The organism is Nonomuraea angiospora (assembly GCF_014873145.1).
In the GTDB taxonomy this organism is placed as follows: domain Bacteria; phylum Actinomycetota; class Actinomycetes; order Streptosporangiales; family Streptosporangiaceae; genus Nonomuraea; species Nonomuraea angiospora.
This window is the reverse complement of record NZ_JADBEK010000001.1, coordinates 2,385,535-2,406,986: the sequence shown is the minus strand read 5'-3', so window position 1 is coordinate 2,406,986 and position 21,452 is coordinate 2,385,535. Positions and strand designations below refer to the sequence as shown.

Below are 21,452 nucleotides of genomic sequence, written 5' to 3'. Positions count from 1 at the left end.
GTTAGCCGTGGCCCTTGGTCTGGCTCAGCAGCGTCTCGATGTGCTGCCTGGCCATCACGTCCACGCTGACGTCGAGGTCCTGCCCGTAGGTGCGCAGGCCGAGGGTGAGGTGCTCGAGCATGCAGCGGCGGGCCCGCTCGACGTCGCGGGCCGCGATCGCCTCGAAGATCTCGGGGTGATGCGGAACGCCCGGCTCGGCGATGGCCGGGTCGGAGTGCGACCGGAGCATCATCTCGAACATCATGCCGCTGAGCGACGACAGCATGATCCGCAGCACCGGGTTGCCGCACGCCCGCGCGATCGCGTCATGGAAGTCGAGGTCGGCGTGGGCCTGGTCGACGACGTCGGTCGCCTTGAGCAGCGCGTCGTTGGCCCGCCCGATCGCCGCGAGCTGCGCCTCGGTGGCCCGCTCGGTGGCCAGCCCGACGATCTCGACCTCCAGGGGGATGCGGGCCTCGATCAGCTGGCGGACCGTGGGCCTCTCCGCCCGGTAGAGGGCGTCGTAGTGGCGGGCCTGCACGGGGGACCGCTCGCTGACGAACGATCCCCGCCCCGGCGCGACCTCGATCAGGTCCTGTGCCTCCAGCCGGCGCAGCACCTCGCGGACGACGTTGCGGCTCGCGCCGAACTGGGCCGCGAGTTCGCGCTCGGAGGGCAGCTTGGCCCCCACCTGGATCTTCCCGGAGCGGATGTCGTGCTCCAGCTGCCGGGCTATGCGCTCGGTCAGCAGCCCGCGGTAGGACTGCGACAGGTCATGGCCCATCGGCGCTGGCGAGTCGGTGGGCATGGACCGAGGATACAGGAGGTCCGCGATGACGGATCTCCGTCCGGCCCCGCAGCCGGGGCGGGGCCCGGTCGGCACCCACCTGGAGCGATGCGCTGAGCTCGTACAATCGGACCACGTCTCGGGAAATGGAGTTCCATGGCCGCGCCTGGTCGACGACGAGTGACCATCGCCGATGTGGCGACGCACGCCCAGGTCTCCGTCACGGCGGTGTCCAAGGTGATCCGCAACGCCTATGGCGTCAGCCCGGCCATGAAAGACCGGGTCAAGGCGGCCATCGAGGAGCTCGGCTACCGGCCGCAGGCGGTGGCCCGCGGCATGCGCGGGCGCACCTTCACCATCGGCCTCGTCCTGCCGCACATCAGGAACCCGTTCTTCGCCGACATCCTCGACGGCCTCACCGAATATCTGGAGAACACCGACTATCAGGCGTTCATGATCCAGGGCGGCGCCACCCGCAAGGTCGAGCTCCGGGCGGTCGACGCCCTCATGGACCGCCAGGTCGACGGCATCATCATGGTCGCCCCGCTCGCCTCGAAAGCGCGCCTGGAGGAAGTCGCCAAGGAGAAGCCGACCGTGGTGCTCGCCCGGCACGAGCGCTCGTCCTACTACGACTCGGTCTTCGACGACGACGAAGCGGGCGCCGAACTCGTCGTCAACCACCTCGTCGAGCTGGGGCACCGCCGCATCGCGCACATCACGCACCAGGACGACAGCCAGGCGCGGCCGGCCGACCTGCTGCACAACATCCGCTCGGCGACCTACGAACGCGTCATGCGCGAGCACGGGCTCGGCGACGAGATCGCCATCGCGACCAGTTTCTATCACGAGCAAGGCGGCTACGAGGGGGCTCGCGAGCTGCTGAGCCGTCCGACCCCGCCGACGGCGATCTTCGCCGGGGCCGACCAGGCGGCGCTCGGCGCGCTCGCCGCGGTCCACGAGGCCGGCCTGTCCGTCCCCGGGGACGTCTCTGTCGCCGGCTACGACAACATCCACCTGGCCGCGCTGCCCAACATCGCGCTGACCAGCGTCGACCAGGACGGCGCCGAGATGGGCCGCGCCGCGGGCAAGCTCCTGCTGGAACGCATCGAAGGCCGCATGACGCCCGTGCGCTTCTCGGTCACCCCGAGCCTGGTCGTCCGCGGCTCCACGGCCGCGCCGGGATCGTCCGGCGACTGAGCTCGTCCTTCACGGCTCCGCGCCGCCTTCCATACGGCTGCCCAGCATGGGAACCGTTACCGAATAAAGCCCGATAGAAGCCATCAGAGCTGCGAAAAAGCCGGGTACCGTTACCCAAAATGAGTCTTGACACTCTTTCATGTAACGCCTACGTTAACCGCATCGGGGAGTCGCTTAAAACGATTCAATAACCCTGGAGGGGTGTGTGAAGACCTCCCACCGCACGCTCGCGACGGCCGCGGCCGTCCTGGCGCTGGCGGCTCTGACCTCCTGCGGCTCAGGCTCGGAGCCCGCCGCCGACGGCACCGTCACCCTCTCCTTCATGACGGGCAGCGACCAGTCGACCGTGGACACGTCCAAGGCGCTGGCCGACGCCTTCATGCAGGCCAACCCCAAGATCAAGATCAAGATCGAGAACCAGCCGGGCGGCAGCGAGGGCGACAACATCGTCAAGACGCGCCTGTCGACCGGCGAGATGACGGACGTGTTCTGGTACAACTCCGGGTCGCTGCTCCAGGCGCTCAACCCGGCCCAGAGCCTGGTCGACCTCACCGGGGACCCGGTGGTGGCCAACGTCCAGCCGGACTACCTGCGGGTGGTGACCCAGAAGGACCGCGTGTACGGCGTGCCGGCCACGGCCGCGTCCGGCGGCGGCATCCTCTACAACCGCAAGGTCTACGACAAGCTCGGCCTGAAGGTGCCGACGACCTGGGCGGAGTTCATGGCCAACAACGACAGGATCAAGGCGGCCGGGATCACGCCGGTGATCTCGACGTTCAAGGACACCTGGACCTCGCAGCTGTTCGTCCTGGCCGACTTCTACAACGTCCAGGCCGCGGTGCCGGCTTTCGCCCAGGACTACACGGTGAACAAGGCCAAGTTCGCCACCACCCCGGCCGCGCTGGCGAGCTTCCAGCACCTGGCCGAGGTGCACGCCAAGGGCTACCTCAACAAGGGCTTCGGCTCGGCCACCCTGGACCAGGGGCTGAAGATGCTCGCCGAGGGCGAGGGCGCGCACTATCCGATGCTCACTGCGATCCTGCCGCCGGTGCTGGCCACGAGCCCGCGGGCGGCGACGGACATCGGCTTCTTCGGCATCCCCGGCACCGACGCCGCCAAGAACGGCGCCACCGTGTGGGAGCCGCCGGCCATCTACATCCCCAAGAGCACCAAGAACCTGGAGGCGGCCAAGAAGTTCGCGGCCTTCGTCGCCTCGCCGGCCGCCGCCGAGGCCATCAGCAAGGTGGTGCAGCCGACGGGGCCGTACCGGGTGAAGGGCGCCAAGCTGCCCGACGACGCCATCCAGGTCGCCAAGGACGTGCAGGCCTACATCGACAAGGGCGCCACCTCGCCGGCGCTGGAGTTCCTCTCCCCCGTCAAGGGCCCGTCGCTGGAGCAGATCACCGTCGCCGTCGGCTCCGGGCTGACGCCGGCCGCAGAGGGGGCCGCCCAGTACGACAAGGACGTGGAGAAGCAGGCCAAGCAGTTGGGGCTCGCGGGGTGGTGACCAGGCAGGACGCCGGGCCCCGCACGGGGCCCGGCCCGGCACTCACGCGGCCGCCCGCCGGCCAGGCCAAGCGCAAGTCGGCCTACCCGTACGCGCTGTACCTGCCGGCCGCCGTCGTCTACCTGGTGATCTTCCTGGTGCCGACGGTGATGGCCTTCTACTTCGCGCTGACCCGCTGGACCCTGTTCGACAGCACCTTCGTCGGCCTGGACAACTTCCGCGACTTCCTGTCCGAGCAGAACCTGCGCATCGGCTTCACCAACACGCTGTTCTACGCCGTCGTCACCAGCGGTCTCAAGGTGGTCCTCGGCCTGCTCCTCGGCGTGCTGCTCACCAGCAAGCTGCGGCTGCGCGGATTCCTGCGCTCGGTGGTGTTCTTCCCCGTCCTGGTCTCCACGGTCGCGGTCGGCATCACCTTCAGCGCCCTGCTCAGGCCCGACACCGGCCTGGTCAACAAGGCCCTGGCCGTGGTCGGCATCGACGGCCCCGACTGGCTCGGCGACGCCGGCACCGCGCTGCTGTCGGTCGCCCTGGTCGACGTGTGGAAGGGCGTCGGCATCGCCACCGTCATCTACATCGCCGGCATCCTGTCCATCCCCCGCGACTACTACCAGGCCGTGGCCGTGGACGGCGGCGGGGCCTGGCACCGCTTCCGCCACGTCACCCTCCCGCTGTCCTGGCCCGCCACGTACTCCGTGATCATCCTGTCGTTCATCGGCGGCCTGCGCTCCTTCGACCTCATCTGGACGATGACCCGCGGCGGACCCGGCTTCACCAGCGACACCATCGCCTCGATCATCTACAAGCAGTACCAGGCCGGCTTCTTCGGCCTGTCCACCGCCGGCAACGTGCTGCTGTTCGTCGTCGTCACCGCCATCGTCGTCCCGCTCAACTACTTCCTCGGCAAAAGGCAGGTCGCCGCATGAGAACGCTGAAGAGGGCCGGCGCCGAGGTGGTCGCGCTGGGGCTGGCCGCCGTGGTCTTCCTGGTCCCGTTCTCGTTGATGCTGCTGACGGCGGTCAAGGACCAGAGCCAGGCCGCGGACCTGGACTTCTCCTGGCCGGCGGAGTGGCGGATCGTGCACAACTTCCTGGAGGTCATCCAGGCGCGGGACTACGTGCTGCTGCGCGCGTACGTGAACTCCACCGTCCTGACCGTCGCCTCGGTCGCGCTGATCGTGGTGTTCGCCGCGATGGCCGCGTTCGTGCTGCAGCGCAGGGTGGGGAAGGTCGGCAAGGTGGCCGACTTCCTGGTGCTGTCCGGGCTGGTCATCCCGCCGGCGATCGTGCCCACGATCTGGCTGTTGCAGGGGCTGGGACTGTTCAAGACCCTGCCCGGGCTGATCCTGGTGGAGGTGGCGTTCGGACTGTCGTACGCGGTGCTGCTCTTCCGGGCGTTCATCGCGGCCATCCCGCGCGAGCTGGACGAGGCCGCCCAGATCGACGGCTGCACCGGGCTGACGCTCTTCTTCCGGGTGATCTTCCCGCTGCTGCGGCCGGTCACCATCACCGTGGTCCTGACCAGCTCGGTGGCCATCTTCAACGACTTCGTCAACCCGCTGTACTTCACCCCCGGCGACGACAACGCCACCGTGCAGGTGACCCTCTACAACTTCCAGAGCCAGTACAACACCCAGTGGAACCTGCTCTTCATGGACATCGTGCTCATCACGATCCCGCCACTGCTGCTCTTCGTCTTCTTCAACCGCAGGATCGTCGCCGGCATGACCGCCGGCGCCGTCAAGGGGTGACATGATCCACCACGACTTCCAGCACCAAGGGCTGACCCTGCGCTCCACTGTGCACCTTCCCGAGGGGCACGCCACCGCCCGCCGGCCCACGGTGGTGTTCGTCCACGGGTTCTCCAACAACCGCATGGAGAACCGCTCCTTCGTCCTCATGGCGCGGCTGCTGGAGAGCATCGGCGTCGTGTCGGTCCGGTTCGACCTGTCCGGGCACGGGGAGAGCGACGGCGATTTCTTCGACGTCACCATCACCAACGAAATAGCCGAAACCCGGTCGGTCGTGCAGGCCGTCCGCACCTTCGACTTCGCCGACCCCGAGCGGGTGGCCCTGGTCGGGATGAGCATGGGCGGCGTCGTCGCGGGCATCGTCGCCGCCGAGGAACCCGGGATCCGGGCCGCGTGCCTGTGGTCGCCGGCCGCCGTGGCCCCCTTCGAAGTGGGCTCGGGCTACCTCAAGGGCCGCGACCTGGCCGCCGAGATCAGGGAGAAGGGCTATTTCGACGCCGACAGCCACCGCATGAGCCCCGCTCTCGTCGACGACCTCGCCGGGCTCGACGTCTATGGCCGGTCCTGCGGTTATGCCGGGCCGGTGCGCATCATCCATGGCGACCAGGACGACATCGCCCCGATCGCCTACGCCCGCCGCTATCTCGACCACTACGGCGGCAACGCCGAACTGGAAGTCGTCCTCGGAGCCGACCACGGATGGAGCACCGTCCCCCACCGCACCCGGCTGCACCAGTCGACCCTGCGGTTCCTCGCTGAGCATCTGGACCCCTCCGTCTGAGGCCCGGCCGGGCCGTCAGCTTCTACGTGACGTCGAACTTTAGGAGCCGGGCGCGCGTATCTCGTTCTGACGACGGCCGCGACCCCCTTTGTGGATGCAGCCTGACGAGCCCGAGGCCGGGCCGCATCCACAGACGGAGAGAGGGATTTATGAGACATCAACCTGGCTCCCGCGTCCGCTGGAGGACGGCGGGCATGCTCACGGCTCTGGCTGTCATGAGCAGCGGTCTCACGGCCGGCACCGCGGACGCGGCGGCAAGCGGGGCATCCGGTACGGCCTTCGCGCCGACCATCTCCTGCCCCCTGTGGCGGACAGGCTGGGCCAAGTCCCCGATCGCGCTCAGGCGGAGGTTCAGCGGAATCTGCAGCTGTTGGAGAGCCAGATCGCTGAGGCGAATCGGCGGTTGGCGAGTTCGGCGGGGCAGGGCGGTCCGAATTTCGTGCAGAACGCGATTCTCGGGCCGCTGCGGGACAAGCGGGCGGCGACCCTTCAGCGGATCCAGATCGCCTTCCAGCGCGCCGGCGCCCAGGCGCCGACCGGCCTCCAGGGCTTGGCCGGCTGCGCCGCGCGGGACGATGAGACCGGAAACAACAACGGCGACCAGGGCAACGACGACCAGAGCGACGGCGATCAGAACAACGGCGATCAGAACAACGGCGATCAGGGCGACGGCGACCAGGGCAACGATGGCCAGGGCAATGGCGACCAGGACAACGGTGGTGCCGCTGGTCAGATCTCCTGTCCCGATGTGGCGGACAGGCTGGGCCAGATCCCCGATCGCGCTCAGGCGGAGGTTCAGCGGAATCTGCAGCTGTTGGAGAGCCAGATCGCTGAGGCGAATCGGCGGTTGGCGAGTTCGGCGGGGCAGGGCGGTCCGAATTTCGTGCAGAACGCGATTCTCGGGCCGCTGCGGGACAAGCGGGCGGCGACCCTTCAGCGGATCCAGATCGCCTTCCAGCGCGCCGGAGCCCAGGCGCCGGCCAGCCTCCGAACTCTGGCGACATGTGAGCTCCGGAATGGCAATCCGGGCAACGGAAACGGCGGAAACAACGGAAACAACGGAGGCGGCGAAAACAACGGCGACGGCGGGAACGGCAACGGCGGGGACGGCGAAAACAACGGGAACAACGGGAACAACGGGAACAACGGGAATGGCGGAGGCCAGGCCCGGGGGCCCGTTCCGGCCGACTTCGTCGACATCCGTTCCGTGCGACCGAATGTGAGAACGCCCCGCACCCAGCAGAACGGCTCCAGGGGAACGTTCAGCGTGGACTGCGGACGCAACGAGGGCCGGATCTTCAACTCTGACAACGTGATCGTCGCGCCCGGCGTGTCCAACGGTGCGCAGCACACGCACGACTACGTGGGAAACGAGTCCACCAACAACCAGTCCACCAACGAAAGCCTGCTGGCGGCCAGTACGACCTGCCGCAACGGCGACAAGTCCACACACTACTGGCCCGTGCTGAGGGCTCTGGGACAGGAGGAATTCGACGCCAATCAGCGGGGCGGCGGGCTCGATCTGAACGTCGGCAAAATCCTCACCCCGGTCGCGGTGCAGATCACCTTCAAGGGCAACCCGACCGGCAAGGTGGTGGCGGCTCCGCAGTTCCTGCGCATCATCACCGGTAACGCCCGGGTCGGTGGAGCCGAAGCCAACGCCGGGTGGACCTGCACCGGATTCGAGAACCGTCAATTGACGGACAAGTACCCGCTCTGCCCGCGGGGTAGCAGGCTGGTGCGGGTCTTCGATTTCCAGAGTTGCTGGGACGGCCAGAATGTCGACAGCGCCAACCACCGCACCCATGTCACCTTTCCCCAGGCCGACGGTAGCTGCCCGCAGGGCTTCCAGCCCATTCCCGCGCTGGAACACCGGCTCGTCTACAACGTGCCGCAGGGCCCCAATTTCGCCGTCGACACCTTTCCCGAAGAACTGCACAAGCCGGTCACTGACCACAGCGACTTTATCAACCTGATGAATGAGCAGCAGATGGGGCGGGTCGTCGACTGCATCAACAGCGGCAGACGCTGCCGCTGACCCTGAATCAAAGAGAGGTGCGGCGTGGCCGGGCGACCGGCCACGCCGCACATCAGGCGCGAGAAAGGGCAACATCATGGCTGGCTTCTCCCGGCATCGCGGCGTCGCCGTGTCGCTGGTCGTCGCCTCGGCGCTCACGCTCACCGGATGCGGTGTCCAGGCCGAGGCGGACAGCGGGCCGAGGTCGGCTGCGAGCACCGCCGCCTCCGGAGGGAAAGCACCCCGCACCTACACCGTCGAGCAACTGGCGGCCGCTGTCGGCTGCACCGCCGAGATCACCCTCAAGGCACTGGACTACCGGCAAGGGGAATGCACCAGCGACGGGATTCCGTACGTGTTCCTCGACTTCGTCACGGCTGAGGGCCAGCGTGAGTGGCTCGACTACGCCCAGATGTACGGCGGCCTCTACCTCGTCGGCGATCGATGGGCGCTGTCGGCCGAGTCCAAGTCCTTCATGCAGGAACTGAGCAGGAAGCTCGGGGGCAAGGTCGAAGAGCACGACCCTGGCGGTCGGCGGACGACCGGATAACTATGTATATCCAGTAGGAAATGTTGACTTCAGGTGATCTGGCTCGTAGCTTCATGGACATGAGCCAGGCCGCGAACCTGACCCGGCGCGCGCACGTGGACCACGGCCACGTCGCCAGCGCGCAGTGTCGCTGATCACGAGATCTCACCCGTCCACCCCCCTCTCCAGATGGAGCGATCCGTGATCAGAAGTGGAGGCGGCTCGTGACGCTGCCCGAGGTGCAGGAGGTCTCCCGGCAGGACGCCGAGCGGCCCCTGGAGGTGGTCACGGCCCGGCACCCGCTGCGGTGGCTGGCCGCGGCCGGCGTACTCGTCCTGCTCGCCATGGTCGCCAGCGCGCTGATCACCAACCCCGCCTGGGAGTGGCCCATCGTCGGGCAGTACCTGTTCGCGCCGTCGGTGGTGCGCTCGGTGCTGCTCACGCTGGAGCTGACCGCGCTGGGCATCGGGCTCGGGTTCGTGCTGGGCACGGTGCTGGCGCTGATGCGGCTCTCGCCCAACCGGCTGCTGTCGTCGGTGGCCTGGGCGTACGTGTGGCTGTTCCGGTCGGTGCCGCTCATCCTGCAACTGCTGTTCTGGTACAACCTCGCGCTGCTCTACCCGAGGTTGTCGGTGGGCGTGCCGTTCGGGCCGGCGTTCTTCGACTTCGGGACGATGGACCTGATCGGGCCGCTGACCGCGGCGGCGCTCGGGCTGGCGCTGCACCAGGCCGCGTACGCCGCCGAGATCGTCCGCAGCGGGCTGCTGTCGGTGGACCACGGGCAGCGGGAGGCGGCGGCCGCCCTGGGGTTGCCGCCGGCGCGGCGGCTGTTCAGGATCATCCTGCCGCAGGCCATGCGGACCATCGTGCCCACCGCGGGCAACGAGATCATCGGCCTGGTCAAGGGCACGTCGGTCGTCTACATCATGGCGCTGCCCGAGCTGTTCTACCAGGTGCAGGTGATCTACAACCGCAACGGCAGGGTCATGGCGCTGCTGCTGGTCGCGGCCATCTGGTACCTCATCCTGACCACCGCGCTGGCGATCGTGCAGTACTACGTGGAGCGGCACTACGGCAGGGGGCGCGGATGAGCGCCATGGTGAGGTTGCGCGGCGTGCACAAGAGCTTCGGCGCCCTGCACGTGCTGCGCGGAGTGGACCTGGACGTCCGGAAGGGGCAGGTGCTGGTGATCCTGGGCCCCTCGGGGTCTGGGAAGTCCACGCTCCTGCGGACGATCAACCACCTGGAGAAGGTGGACCGCGGCTCGGTCCGCGTCGACGGGCAGCTGCTCGGCTACCGGCAGGCCGGCACCCGGCTGTACGAGCTGCCGGAACGCGAGGTGCTGCGGCAGCGCACCCAGATCGGGTTCGTCTTCCAGTCGTTCAACCTGTTCCCGCACCTCACCGTCAGGCAGAACCTCATGGAGGCGCCGCTTTCTGCCCAGCGCCGGCCGCGGGCCGAGGTGGCGCCGCTGGCCGAGCGGCTGCTGGCCCGGGTGGGGCTGGCGGACAAGGCCGACGCCTACCCGCGCACGCTGTCGGGCGGCCAGCAGCAGCGGGTCGCCATCGCCAGGGCGCTCGCGCTCGAGCCCAAGCTGCTGCTGTTCGACGAGCCGACCTCGGCGCTGGACCCCGAACTGGTGGGCGAGGTGCTGGACGTCATCAAGGACCTCGCCCGCGGCGGCACCACGATGATCGTGGTCACCCACGAGATCGGGTTCGCCCGGGAGGTGGCCGACACCGTGGCCTTCATGGACGCCGGCCGCATCGTCGAGCTCGGACCGCCCGCCCAGCTCCTGGACGCCCCCGCCCACGAACGTACCCGCACCTTCCTGAGCAAGGTTCTCTGATCCCTAAGGACACCATGACATGCGCGCTTCGCTCGCGCGGGCCCTCGCCGTGCCCGCGCTCCTCCTCCTGACCGCCGCCTGCGGCGCCGAGCCCGCCGTCACCGCCCCGTCGGCCACCACCGCCCCCGTGGTCGCCGGCAAGAAGATCAACCTCAGCCCCGACCAGAACCGGGTACGGGCCGACAAGGTCGAGGCCATCGCCGCCCAGGTGCCCAAGGACATCGCCGCCGACGGCAAGCTCGCGGTGGGCTTCAGCGGCCAGGGCGCGGCGCCCCTGGTGTTCCGCGCCGACGACGACACCACGCTGATCGGCGTGGAGACCGACCTCGCCCAGCTCGTGGCCGACGTGCTGGGCCTGGAGGTCTCCCCGCGGATCAGCTCGTGGGAGAACCTCTTCCTGGCCGCCAAGTCCGGCAAGGACGAGGTGGTCTTCAACAACGTCACGGTCACCGAGGAGCGCAAGGACACCTACGACTTCGCGACGTACCGGGTCGACCAGCTCGGCTGGCAGGTCCCCGACAGCAGCCCGATCAAGCAGATCGCCAAGCCTGCCGACATCGCCGGGCTGCGCGTCTCGGTCGGCTCCGGCACGAACCAGGAGAAGATCCTGCTCGACTGGGACAAGCAGAACAAGGCCGCCGGGCTGAAGCCGGTCGAGATCCTCTACTACGAGAAGTACAGCGACGTGCTGCTGGGGCTCAAGTCCGGCCGCGTCCAGGCGTACTTCGGCCCCAACCCGACCATCGCCTACAACATCGCCGTCAGCGGCGGTTCCAGGATCGTCGGCACCTTCTCCGGCGCGGGGCCGGACCTGCAGGGACTCATCGCGGCGATGACCAAGAAGGACAACGGCCTGGTCAAGCCGCTCAACGAGGCGCTCAACACCGTGATCGGGAACGGCAGGTACAAGGAGGTGCTCGACCGGTGGGGTCTGGGCAACGAGGCGATCCCCAAGTCGCAGATCAACCCGCCGGGCCTGCCGCGGCAGGAGTCGTGAGCGGGCTCACCGCCCCGCTCGCGTTCGTCGAGTAATTTCCGGTAAAGTAAGTAGGAAAAATTGACTATCCGCGGCGTGCGGCCGTACATTACCGGCATGAACGAGGACCGCGACGTGGCCGTCCGCACGGACCTCCCGGGGGACCTGCACTGGTACGACCTCCCGGACGACGAGGCCGAGCTCGAGCTGGAGGAGCGGCCCTCCGCGTCGCGGTGGCCCTGGTGGCGCCGGTCGGCGACCCCGGCGCTCACTGACGCCGCCGAGGCGTGACGGAAACGTTCAAAGGAAGGTCATCGTCCGTGCCCAGCCCCGACCCGTCGCCTAGTCTCGCGAACATGTCGATCGACGAGAACGCCGCCCTGCTCCCCGACCTCGATCGCGCCGTGGTCGCGATCGAGCCGCCGGCCGCGGGGGAGGGGCACTGGGCGGGCGCGCCCAGCGCGGTGGCCGCGGACGGGCTGATCTACCTCGCCTACCGGCTGCGCCGCCCGGTCGGGGAGGGGCGCGGGTACGCCGTCGTGGTCGCCCGCTCGGCCGACGGCGAGTGCTTCGAGACGCTGACCACCGTCACCCGTGAACAGATGGACGCCGAATCCCTGGAACGGCCCGCGCTGGTACGCCTGCCGGACGGGCGCTGGCGGCTCTACCTGAGCTGCGCCACCGCCGGCACCAAGCACTGGCGGGTGGAGGTGCTGGAGGCGGCCGACCCGGCGGCCTTCGACGCGCGCTCGCGCGTCACCGTCCTGCCGGGCGACCCGAAGACCGGGGTGAAGGACACGGTGATCGTACGGCGCGACGGCGTCTGGCACCTGTGGGCCTCCTGCCACCCGCTCGCCGACCCCGACGAGGCCGACCAGATGGTCACGGACTACGCCACCAGCGCCGACGGCCTGGAGTGGACCTGGCACGGCACGGCGCTGAGCGGCCGGCCCGGGCTGTGGGACGCGCGCGGCGTGCGGGTCAGCGCGGTGCGCTTCGACGGCGAGCGCGTGGTGGCGTTCTACGACGGGCGGGCGAGCGCGGCGGAGAACTACGAGGAGCGCACCGGCGTCGCCGCCGGCACGGACCCGGCCGTGCTGACCGCGGTGGGCGAGGCGCCCGCGGCCGAGTCGCCGCATCGCGGCCGGGGCCTGCGCTACCTGGAGTTCGTGGACCTGCCGGGTGGCGGGGTCCGGCTGTACTACGAGTTCACCCGCCCGGACGGCGCCCACGAGCTGCGTACCGAGCTGCGGTGAGATCAGGACCGGCGGCCGTTACGTGACTGCCGCTGGCCGGGGGGCCGGGCGCCGACCAGGCCGCCGGAGCGCTCGCGGGGGCGGAGCCAGTCGCTGAAGTCCTCGCCGGTGACGCGCTGCAGCAGCCGGATGTCGTCGGCGAAGTAGGGGATGAGCCGCTGGCGCTGCTCCCAGGACAGGGGCCGCCGGGCCGCGCCGCGGCGCTGGAGCAGGGCCTCGACCGGCTCGGTCAGGGCAGCGGGCAGGCACCGGCGCAGCGTGGACAGCATGAGGTGCCGGGCCCCGGCGGCCGGGTGCGCCGTCACGTTCTCCCGGGGGACCTCGGTGAGCACCCCCTGGCGTACGCCGAGGAAGGCGCAGATCCGATCCAGCGTGGCGGCGGGCCGGTCGACGAGGTCCCGGTAGCGGAAGATCAGCACCTGGTCGCGGGGGAAGAGGTCGAACAGGTGCTCCAGCTGTTCGCCGTACCGGCCGAGCCCGACATAGTGCCAGAAGTGCGCCCACCCGTCGGCGATCCGCCGCTGCTCGGCCTCGCACGCGCGCACCAGGTCACCGATCGGCTCCAGCCCGGCCGACCACAGATGCGTCCAGTTGGAGTGGGCCCGCTCGACCGGGTCGCGCAGCGTCACGATGAGCCTGACGCCGGGGACGGCGGCGTGGATGCGCCGCTGGGCGGCCAGGTCGTAGAGGTAGAAGGGCGTGGACTCGCCGGTCAGGGCGCCCGGGGGCGCCTGCGCGAACAGCGCCTCGTAGTCCGCGCGCCGCCAGACGTGCTCCTGGTAGGTCGCGGCGTCGCCGGGACCGCCCCTGGTGGGCGGCGGGCCGTCGGTCAGGAAGAACTTCGGCTCCTTGACGGTGGACAGATAGAGCTCGGGATGCTGCTGCAGCGCGCTGTGCAGGGCCGTCGTCCCCGCCTTGGGCACACCGGCGATCAGGAAATCAGGCAGGGACACCGTGTTCCTCCTGGCGCTCGTCAAGGTAGCCCTATTTTCCTACCAGAAGTATGGGATATCAAGTACCCTATGAACCGAGTAGGAAATGATCCCGACTCCCGAAACCCGGAGAACCCGTGTCCATCACCCAGACGCCGGTCTACGCAAGCCCCGTCGACCACACCGCGTACGGTCATTACGGCCCCGGCCGTCTGCACCTCTCGCCCGACTGGAACCGCCCGATCTACCCCTTCCAGGGCCGCGTCACCGCCGACGGCTCCAGCGGGTTCCGCGCCGAGCCCGGCCGCTACCACCTCTACGTCGCCTGGGTCTGCCCGTACGCCCAGCGCGCCGCCATCGTCCGCAGGCTCAAGGGCCTGGAGGACGTGGTCTCGCTGTCGTACGTCGACGACGCGCGCGACGGCCGCGGCTGGGCGTTCCGGGAGCGCCGCGGCCCCGACCCGGTCAACGGCTTCACCCTGCTGGAGCAGGCCTACGAAGCCACCGAGCACGGGTACGGCGGCCACATCTCGGTCCCCGTGCTCTGGGACCGGCGGACGGGCCGGATCGTCAGCAACAACTTCCCCGACATCACCATCGACCTGGCCACCCAGTTCGAGCAGTGGGCCGACACCTCCGTCGACCTCTACCCGGACGCCCTCCGCCCGGAGATCAACAAACTCAACGGCTGGATCTACTACGACATCAACGCCGGCGTCTCCCGCGTGGCCCGCGCCGCCACCGAGGACGACCGCGAGAACGAGCGCCACCGCGTCGTCGCGGCCCTGGAACGGCTGGACGAGCGCCTGGCCGGGCAGCGGTTCCTGGCCGGCGAGACGATCACCGAGGCGGACGTGCGGCTGTGGGTGACGCTGGCCAGGTTCGACTCCGAGTACAACCGCGGCGACCTTATCAGCGAGCGGACGCTGGCCGACTTCGAGCACCTGTGGCCGTACGCCCGCGACCTCTACCAGCGGCCGGCCTTCAGGGAGACGACCGAGGGGCTGCCCGCCGCCTGGGACTCGCCGCACGGGCGGGACCGATGACAGCGGGCCGCCCGGACGCGCCCTGCCGCGACCTCGCCGCCATGACGCGCTGCGGCGCGACCTGGCCGCCCTGGCGCCCTCATCGATCGACACCCCGCCCGACCCCGTGACCTGCGCTGATCAGACGAGAAAGACCATGAGCACCCTACGCGAGTATCTGTCACACAAACGCTCCGCCCTGCTGGCCCGCCGGGAGGCGCCTGCCTCCGGGCCGGTCCCGTTGCACGCCCACGTCACCGCCGAAGGCCGCAGCGGGATCCGGCGCATCAGGATCAGGGACTTCCAGATCATCAGCGACAGCGGTTCCGACTTCGCCGGCTACGACCTCGGCCCCACCTCGCCCGAGCTGCAGGCCGGCGTGCTGGGCAGCTGCGTCACGCACATCTTCCTGATCAAGGCGGCCGAGCTGGCGGTGCCCATCGACGCGCTGGAAGTGGACGTCCAAGCCGAATACGACCCCAGAGCCCAGCAGCCGGGCGACGGCGACATTCCCGTCTACCCGCACAACTTCACCTACGAGGTGCTGATCGACTCGCCCGCCTCGGACGAGGAGCTGGCGCACCTGCACGCCGAGGTCGAGCGGGTCTGCCCCATACTCAACCTGATCCGCAACCCGCAGCCGGTCAGCGGAACGGTGGTCCGGACCCGAGCCGGCGCACGGCTGGTCTGACCGGCGGCCCTCTAGGGCCGGGGCCGCCAGCCGAGCTCGGGGCCCAGCCTGGTGGCGATGTCGGTGAGGATCTGCACGTAGTCCTCGTGCTCGAAGGTGAACGGCAGCGCGAACGCGACCTCGTCGATCTCCCGGAAGACGGCGTGGTCGTGGAGCCGTTCGGCGATCTCGGCGGAGCTGCCGACGAGGTCGGGCGCGAACATCATCCGCGCCGGTCCCTGAGGCGTGGTGGTCCGGGGCGTGCGCTGGTCGGCGTACTCCTTGTACTTGGCCCGCTGCCCGGCCGAGGCCGAGTCGGTGGGGATGACGACCAGGCCCTGGGAGACCCGGGCACGGTCGCCGTCGGGGTGGTGGGCGCGGAACTCCCGTACGTGGGAGAGCTGGATCTCGGCGAACTCCTCCGACTCCTCCGCCTTCACGACGCTGCTGGTCAGGAAGTTCATGGCGTTCTCGCCCGCCCACCGGGCCGAGCGCAGGCTCCCGCCGCCGTACCACATGCGGCTGCCGAGCCCGGGGGAGTGCGGCTGGACGCGGTCGGAGAAGACCTCGAACCCCTCGATCCCCTGGAAGCCGGTGGCCGGCTCGCCGCGGACGAAGCCCAGGAGCCGGCGCACGCGTTCGTGGCTGAAGTCCTCGGCCTCGGCCGTGCCGGGATAGAGGGCGTCCTTGACCTGGTCGTAGTGGAACGGCGGGCCGACGCTGACGCCCGGATTGAGGCGGCCCCCGGACAGGACGTCCACCGTGGCCAGGTCCTCGGCGAGCCGCAGCGGGTTCTCCCAGCCCAGGGGGATGACCGCCGTGCCCAGCTCGATGCGGCTGGTGCGCTGTGAGGCCGCCGCCAGGACGGCGACCGGGGAGGAGATGCCGTACTGCAGGTGGCGGTGGCGCACCCACGCGCTGTCGAACCCCAGCCGCTCGCCCAGCTCGATGATCTCGAGCGTCGACTCGTGGCCCCGCCGCGGGTCGGCCGCGTCGAACAACCCGATCGTCAAGAAGCCCAGTTTCCGCAGCGGCCGCGAGGACAGAGGCATGCAGATCCCCCTTTAACCCTTTATTTCAACCAAAGATAGCGGGGAATGTGCCGGCGTGGTGTTCAGGGGTTGCGGCGGGAGTCCCGGCTGCGGGAACGGTAGCCGGCGATCTTCGCCAGGTTTCCCTGGAGGTCCTGCGCGACCTGGCCGAGGTCCGGGCGACGATCGAGCCGGGGGCGGCCTCGCTGGCCGCCCTGCGCCACACCGATCCCTCTCTTCCGCTAATGGGAACGATGGTCTAACATCCGGAAATATGAAGATCACCGCGACCCCGGCCTCGGCCGACGTCTACGCCCTCGGCGAGGGCCCCGTCTGGGACGCCGCCCGCGAGCGCCTGCTGTGGGTGGACATCGTCGCCGGCGCCGTACATGAGGGTCTGCTCGACGACGGCCTGATCACCGTCACCGGCCGGCAGGTCTTCGACGGCATGGTGGGAGCGGTCGCCGTCTCCGAGGACGGCCGGCTGCTCGTGGCCGAGCAGCAGACGCTGACCCGCGTGGATCTCGACGGGCGCCGCACGGAGCTGGCCCGGGTGCTGGCGCCCGGCGTCCACAGCAGGCTGAACGACGGGGCCGTGGACCCGGCCGGCCGGTTCCTGATCGGCAGCCTCGCCCTGGACGGCCGTCACGGCCAGGAGGTCCTGGCCCGCCTGGACGAGAGCGGGCTGACCTACCTCGACACCGATCTGGTGCTGTCCAACGGCCTGGCCTGGAGCCCCGAGGGCGATCTGCTCTACAGCGTGGACACCCTGCCGGGCATCGTCTGGGTACGCGACTACGACACCGCCACCGGCAAGACCGGGCCGCGCCGCGAGGCGTTCACGATCGGCGACGGCATGCCCGACGGCATGTGCGCCGACGCCGACGGCAATCTGTGGATCGCCAACTGGGGCCTCGGCCGGGTCGAGTGCCGCACCCCGGCCGGCGAGTTGCTGGCCACCGTGGAGACCGGCGCCCCGCACACCTCCAGCGCCGCCTTCGCCGGCCCCGACCTCGACACCCTGGTCATCACCACCTCCACCCTCGACCTCCCCGCCGCCGGCCCCGGCGACGGCCGCCTGTTCACCGCCAAGGTCGGCGTGCGCGGCCTGCCCACGCCCTACTGGAACCCCTTCTGATCACGCGTGGTGTTGGATGAAGCGGTGAACCGTGGACCACTGGAGTTGCTGCACGAGGCCGTCGACCGCACCAGGGCGCTGACCCGCGACCGCCCCGCCACCGGCCGTACCCACGATGACGCCGATCCCGTCGCCGGCAGCCTCGCGACCGACAGCGCCCGGCGCTTCGACCCCTTCCCGCTGCTGCGGGCTCTGGACGCGGCCGGAGCGCGGGCCGTGGTGATCGGCCAGGTCGCCGGGATCCTGCACGGATCGACGGAGCTGACGGGGGACCTCGACCTGCTGTGGGACGGAGCGCCGGAGCAGGCCGGCACCCTGGCACGCGCCTTCGCCGCCGCCGGCTGCACGGTGCTGGACGACGAACATCGCCCCATCCCGCCCGGGCCGCAGGCGTTCCTGCGTCCCAAGGCGCAGTTCGACTCCCCCCAGGTGAGCGGCGACTGCTGCACCCCCGACCTGCCATGGGGAACGCTGCCGGTGCGCCCCTTGCTCGACCGGGCACTGACCGCCGTCGACACGGACGGTCTGCGGGTGCGCTACCTGCGCCGGGACGACCTCATCCTGATGCGCCGGGCCCTGGGACGCCCCAAGGACCTGCGCCGCGCCGAAGAGCTCGAACGCCTTTGACAAGGACACCACTCTGACCGTGGGCAGATGGCGGGTACCACTCCGGGTGGATGTCTGGGGAACCGCCGGTTCCTACGATGGGCGGGTGGTGGTGACTCCTCGCTGGCTGTTACCGGCCGGTCTCGGGCTGCTGATGCTGGTGGTCGGGCTCTCGTGGGCGCAGACGATCACGCGTGGCTGCGGCTGCGCGGGCCCGTTCGCCGGAGGGGGCGCCTTCATCGTGCTCTGTCTCGTCATCGTGCGTGCGGCGCCGGGCCGGCTCGCCGAGGTGGCCGGGCTCCTGGCTCCCGCGGCCATAGCGGCGCTCACGGGGCTCGCGGTCAACAGCATCGGCTGGTTCGTCCTCGTGGTCTACATCGCCTTCGTCGCGCTCAACCTGCGGCTCTGGCCGGGCATCGCCATGTGGCTCGCCTCGCTCTCCGTGGTGGTCGCCGCGGCGTTCACCACGCCGGACCCCGGGTGGCCCAACTGGCTGGCCGCCGTGACGCTGGTCTTCTGGAGCGGCTGGGCCGCGCGTTACCGCATCGAGGTGGGCGAGCGGCTGCACCGCGCGGAGAGCGCCGCCACCGCCGCCGAGGCCCTGGCCGAGCGGCAGCGGCTGGCCGCCGACCTGCACGACATCGTCGCGCACACGCTCGCCGTGACGGTGCTGCATCTGGGGGGTGCGCGGCTGGCGCTCGAGCACGATCCCGGGGAGGCGGCGGCGGGGATCGCCGAGGCCGAACGCCTCGCCCGGCAGAGCATGGCGGAGCTGCGGAAGGCGGTCCGCGTTCTCGCCGAGGAAGGCTCCGACCCGGCCGTGGTCGCCCCCCAGCCCACCGCGTCCCGGCTGCCCGAGCTCTTCGAGGAGTACCGGACGGCGGGCCTGGAGCTGGAGTCGAGCGTCGACGGCGAGCTGGCGGCGGTGAGCCCGACGACCGGGATGGTGCTCTACCGACTGATGCAGGAGGCACTGGCCAACGCGAGCCGCCACGCTCCGCGGAGTTCGGTCGAGGTACGGGTGCGCGTCTCGGAGGACGGCGTCGTGCGGGCCACGGTCACCAATTCCTTGCCGGACAGCCCGCCTCGGCACAATGGCGGCATGGGACTTCGCGCGATGGCCGACAGGGTGCGCATGGTCGGCGGCCACGTCACCGCCGGCATCGAGGACGACCGGTGGGTCGTGCGGACGGAGCTGCCGGCATGATCTCGGTGGTGCTCGTCGACGACCAGGAGCTGGCCAGGGCGGGACTGCGGACGATCCTGCGCCAGCCGTACGGGTTCGACGTGGTCGGCGAGGCGGCCGACGGCCAGGCCGCGCTGGCGGAGGTCGCGCGCGTCCGGCCCGACGCCGTCGTCATGGACATCCGCATGCCGCGGATGGACGGGGTCGAGGCCACGCGTGCGCTGCTGGCCGCGGATCCGGCGTCCCGCATCCTGGTGCTGACCACGTTCGGCGAGGACAACGTGCTCGCGGCCGCGCTGCGGGCCGGCGCGTCGGGATTCTGCCTCAAGGACGCCCCGGCCGAGGACATCCAGCGTGCCGTACGGGCGGTGGCGGCCGGCGACGGCTGGCTGGATCCCGCCGTCTGCGGGCGGGTCCTGCGGCGTTACCGCGCCGATCCGGTGACCGACCCCGACGCGGTGCGGCGGCTCGGTGACCTCACCGCCCGCGAGCTCGACGTGCTCAAGCTCATCGGCCGGGGGCTCACGAACGCCGAGATCGCCCGGCAGCTCGTGATCGGCGAGGGCACGATCAAGACCCACGTCGGCCGGATCTTCACGAAGCTGGCGGTGCGCGACCGGGCCGCCGCGGTCGTCTTCGCGTTCGACCACGGCGTGGTCCACCCCGGGGAGCCGCCGCCTATGCCTGGGGTCTGACTCCGGGTTCTGTTCCCGGCCAGACGACAGGCGGCGGGCCATCGGAAACCGTGGAGGCATGCTTCTCCAAGCCCCCAGCCCCCGCGACACCGCTCCCTCGCTCCCGGCGATCGCCTGGCGGACCATCGGTCCCATCGCGGGCGTCGTCGTGGTCACCCTGCTGATGATGAGCCCGTGGTACGGCTACCACCGCGACGAGCTCTACTTCCGCATGCTCGGCCAGACCCCCGCCTGGGGGTACTTCGACCAGCCGCCGCTGACCCCGCTCCTCGCCCGGCTGTCCACGGGACTGTTCGGGGACACCATCGTCGGGCTGCGGGTCGTCCCCGCGCTGTGCACGGGACTGCTGATCCTCCTCGGCGCCGCGATCACGCGGGAGCTCGGCGGTCGAGCGAACGCGCAGACGCTCGCCGCCGCCGGCCTCGGCACCGGCATGTTCCCCCTGCTCGCGGGGCACACCCTGCTGACCCAGTCGGCCGACTTCGTCTTCTGGACGGCCTGCATCCTGTGCGTGCTGCGAGCCCTGCTACGCGGCGACGGGCGATGGTGGGTGGCGGCCGGCGCCGTCGCCGGAGCCGCCACGTTCAACAAGCACCTCATCGTCCTGCTGATCACGGGCCTGGCCACCGGCCTGCTCATCACCGTCGGCATGGCGGTGAAGGGGCCGCGTGCCGTCTTCAGCGACAGGTGGTTCTGGTCGGGGGCGTCAGTGGCGGCGGTCATCGCCTCTCCGAACCTTCTCTACCAGGTCACCAACGGCTGGCCGCAGCTCACCATGGCCGCCACGCTCAGCGAACCCGTGAACCGGATCATGTTCGTGCCCATGCTGGTGGTGCTGCTCAGCATCGGAGCCTTCGCGATCGCCGTCGTCGGGTGGCTCTGGCTGCGCGGGCGGCCGGAGACCCGGCCCCTGGCCATCGCGTCCCTGGTGACGATCCTGCTCGGCTGGGCGTCGGGAGGAAGGGCCGACTATGTCGCCGGGAGCCTGCTCTTCGCCTTCGTGGCCGGCTGCGTGCCCGCCGCCGCGTGGATGGACAGCCGCGTCGCCCGGCGTCGCGCGGTCTGGTGGGGGCTGCTCGGCACCTCGGTCATCGGGATCGTCGTGGCGCTGCCGCTGCTCCCGCTTGCGGCGCTCAGCGACTCGCCCAACGAGGTGTCCAGGGAGTCGGTGGGCTGGCCGCGCTTCGCCGCCCAGGTGGCCGGGGTGTATCGAACGCAGCCGTCCGGGACGGTCGTGCTCACCGCCAACTACGGCGAGGCCGGCGCACTGGACCGGTTCGCGCCGGACATTCCCGTCTACAGCGGCCACAACGAGCTGTGGTACCAGGGGCCGCCGCCGGAGACGGCGCGGACGGTGGTCGCCGTGGGGCTGCCGCCGGAGCGGTTGCGGCTGCGCTTCGAGCGCTGCGAATCCGCCGGCGTCATCGACCACGGCACCGGAGTCACGAACGAGGAGCAGGGCCTGCCCGTCACGGTCTGCTCAGGACCGCGCGCCTCGTGGCAGACCGCCTGGCCCGACTTCAAGCACGCGAGCTGAGGAG

22 protein-coding genes are annotated in these 21,452 nt (G+C 70.2%); 19 read left to right on the top strand and 3 right to left on the bottom strand.

Annotated elements, in window-relative coordinates; translation table 11 throughout:
- Position 1 precedes the first annotated feature (1 nt).
- Entirely contained in the window at positions 2 to 787 is a 786-nt protein-coding gene (locus tag H4W80_RS11020) for a FadR/GntR family transcriptional regulator (protein ID WP_225963360.1), read from the bottom strand.
- A 174-nt stretch (positions 788 to 961) separates the two neighbouring features.
- Here H4W80_RS11020 and H4W80_RS11015 point away from each other — a divergent pair, with 174 nt between their 5' ends.
- The 12 genes from H4W80_RS11015 to H4W80_RS10960 all read left to right on the top strand — a co-directional run bounded on the left by H4W80_RS11015 (position 962) and on the right by H4W80_RS10960 (position 12,628).
- A complete protein-coding gene (locus H4W80_RS11015) occupies positions 962 to 1,963 on the top strand; it encodes a LacI family DNA-binding transcriptional regulator (RefSeq protein WP_318786806.1) in 1,002 nt (333 codons plus the stop codon).
- A gap of 205 nt (positions 1,964 to 2,168) precedes the next feature.
- On the top strand, positions 2,169 to 3,470 hold the full coding sequence (locus H4W80_RS11010) for an ABC transporter substrate-binding protein (RefSeq protein ID WP_318786805.1): 1,302 nt from the start codon (positions 2,169 to 2,171) through the stop codon (positions 3,468 to 3,470).
- Positions 3,467 to 4,396: a carbohydrate ABC transporter permease gene (locus H4W80_RS11005; protein ID WP_318786804.1), complete on the top strand. Its 930-nt coding sequence runs from the start codon at positions 3,467 to 3,469 to the stop codon at positions 4,394 to 4,396. Before H4W80_RS11010 ends, H4W80_RS11005 begins: the two co-directional genes overlap by 4 nt.
- Complete coding sequence (locus tag H4W80_RS11000; RefSeq protein ID WP_192785001.1) at positions 4,393 to 5,220, top strand: carbohydrate ABC transporter permease; 828 nt, start codon at positions 4,393 to 4,395, stop codon at positions 5,218 to 5,220. Before H4W80_RS11005 ends, H4W80_RS11000 begins: the two co-directional genes overlap by 4 nt.
- 1 nt (position 5,221) lies before the next feature.
- The gene (locus H4W80_RS10995; RefSeq protein ID WP_192785000.1) at positions 5,222 to 6,001 is read left to right on the top strand and encodes an alpha/beta hydrolase family protein; all 780 of its coding nucleotides are present in this window, start codon (positions 5,222 to 5,224) and stop codon (positions 5,999 to 6,001) included.
- A 304-nt stretch (positions 6,002 to 6,305) separates the two neighbouring features.
- Positions 6,306 to 8,039, top strand: a complete 1,734-nt coding sequence (locus tag H4W80_RS10990; protein ID WP_318786803.1) for a DUF1996 domain-containing protein — start codon at positions 6,306 to 6,308, stop codon at positions 8,037 to 8,039.
- 76 nt (positions 8,040 to 8,115) lie between these two features.
- Complete coding sequence (locus H4W80_RS10985; RefSeq protein ID WP_192784999.1) at positions 8,116 to 8,568, top strand: hypothetical protein; 453 nt, start codon at positions 8,116 to 8,118, stop codon at positions 8,566 to 8,568.
- A 203-nt stretch (positions 8,569 to 8,771) separates the two neighbouring features.
- Positions 8,772 to 9,638, top strand: coding sequence for an amino acid ABC transporter permease (locus tag H4W80_RS10980; protein WP_318786802.1), 867 nt, complete (start codon positions 8,772 to 8,774; stop codon positions 9,636 to 9,638).
- Positions 9,635 to 10,396, top strand: a complete 762-nt coding sequence (locus H4W80_RS10975; RefSeq protein ID WP_318786801.1) for an amino acid ABC transporter ATP-binding protein — start codon at positions 9,635 to 9,637, stop codon at positions 10,394 to 10,396. The genes H4W80_RS10980 and H4W80_RS10975 overlap by 4 nt, the downstream gene beginning before the upstream one ends.
- 19 nt (positions 10,397 to 10,415) lie before the next feature.
- Positions 10,416 to 11,393, top strand: coding sequence for an ABC transporter substrate-binding protein (locus H4W80_RS10970; protein WP_192784998.1), 978 nt, complete (start codon positions 10,416 to 10,418; stop codon positions 11,391 to 11,393).
- Between the two features lie 96 nt (positions 11,394 to 11,489).
- The gene (locus H4W80_RS10965) at positions 11,490 to 11,663 is read left to right on the top strand and encodes a hypothetical protein (RefSeq protein WP_192784997.1); all 174 of its coding nucleotides are present in this window, start codon (positions 11,490 to 11,492) and stop codon (positions 11,661 to 11,663) included.
- 65 nt (positions 11,664 to 11,728) lie between these two features.
- Entirely contained in the window at positions 11,729 to 12,628 is a 900-nt protein-coding gene (locus tag H4W80_RS10960) for a glycoside hydrolase family protein (RefSeq protein ID WP_192784996.1), read from the top strand.
- Between the two features lie 2 nt (positions 12,629 to 12,630).
- On the opposite strand, the gene H4W80_RS10955 is transcribed toward H4W80_RS10960, so the two are convergent.
- Positions 12,631 to 13,581: a sulfotransferase family protein gene (locus H4W80_RS10955; RefSeq protein ID WP_192784995.1), complete on the bottom strand. Its 951-nt coding sequence runs from the start codon at positions 13,579 to 13,581 to the stop codon at positions 12,631 to 12,633.
- 116 nt (positions 13,582 to 13,697) lie between these two features.
- Between H4W80_RS10955 and H4W80_RS10950 the strand changes: the two genes are divergently transcribed.
- Complete coding sequence (locus H4W80_RS10950; RefSeq protein ID WP_192784994.1) at positions 13,698 to 14,606, top strand: glutathione S-transferase C-terminal domain-containing protein; 909 nt, start codon at positions 13,698 to 13,700, stop codon at positions 14,604 to 14,606.
- 136 nt (positions 14,607 to 14,742) lie between these two features.
- The gene (locus H4W80_RS10945; RefSeq protein WP_192784993.1) at positions 14,743 to 15,276 is read left to right on the top strand and encodes an OsmC family protein; all 534 of its coding nucleotides are present in this window, start codon (positions 14,743 to 14,745) and stop codon (positions 15,274 to 15,276) included.
- Between the two features lie 11 nt (positions 15,277 to 15,287).
- Here the strand turns inward: H4W80_RS10945 and H4W80_RS10940 are convergent, their stop codons facing one another.
- Positions 15,288 to 16,307 (bottom strand): LLM class flavin-dependent oxidoreductase, encoded by a 1,020-nt coding sequence (locus H4W80_RS10940; RefSeq protein WP_192784992.1) that lies wholly within the window; start codon positions 16,305 to 16,307, stop codon positions 15,288 to 15,290.
- Positions 16,308 to 16,560: 253 nt separating this feature from the next.
- On the opposite strand from H4W80_RS10940, the gene H4W80_RS10935 reads away from it, so the two are divergent.
- From H4W80_RS10935 to H4W80_RS10915, 5 genes are all read left to right on the top strand, one after another.
- Positions 16,561 to 17,424, top strand: a complete 864-nt coding sequence (locus H4W80_RS10935; protein WP_192784991.1) for an SMP-30/gluconolactonase/LRE family protein — start codon at positions 16,561 to 16,563, stop codon at positions 17,422 to 17,424.
- Positions 17,425 to 17,448: 24 nt separating this feature from the next.
- Entirely contained in the window at positions 17,449 to 18,051 is a 603-nt protein-coding gene (locus tag H4W80_RS10930; protein WP_192784990.1) for a hypothetical protein, read from the top strand.
- An 85-nt stretch (positions 18,052 to 18,136) separates the two neighbouring features.
- Positions 18,137 to 19,237 (top strand): sensor histidine kinase, encoded by a 1,101-nt coding sequence (locus H4W80_RS10925; protein WP_192784989.1) that lies wholly within the window; start codon positions 18,137 to 18,139, stop codon positions 19,235 to 19,237.
- Positions 19,234 to 19,911 (top strand): response regulator, encoded by a 678-nt coding sequence (locus H4W80_RS10920; RefSeq protein WP_192784988.1) that lies wholly within the window; start codon positions 19,234 to 19,236, stop codon positions 19,909 to 19,911. Before H4W80_RS10925 ends, H4W80_RS10920 begins: the two co-directional genes overlap by 4 nt.
- 58 nt (positions 19,912 to 19,969) lie before the next feature.
- Positions 19,970 to 21,448, top strand: coding sequence for an ArnT family glycosyltransferase (locus tag H4W80_RS10915; RefSeq protein WP_192784987.1), 1,479 nt, complete (start codon positions 19,970 to 19,972; stop codon positions 21,446 to 21,448).
- Positions 21,449 to 21,452 lie beyond the last annotated feature (4 nt).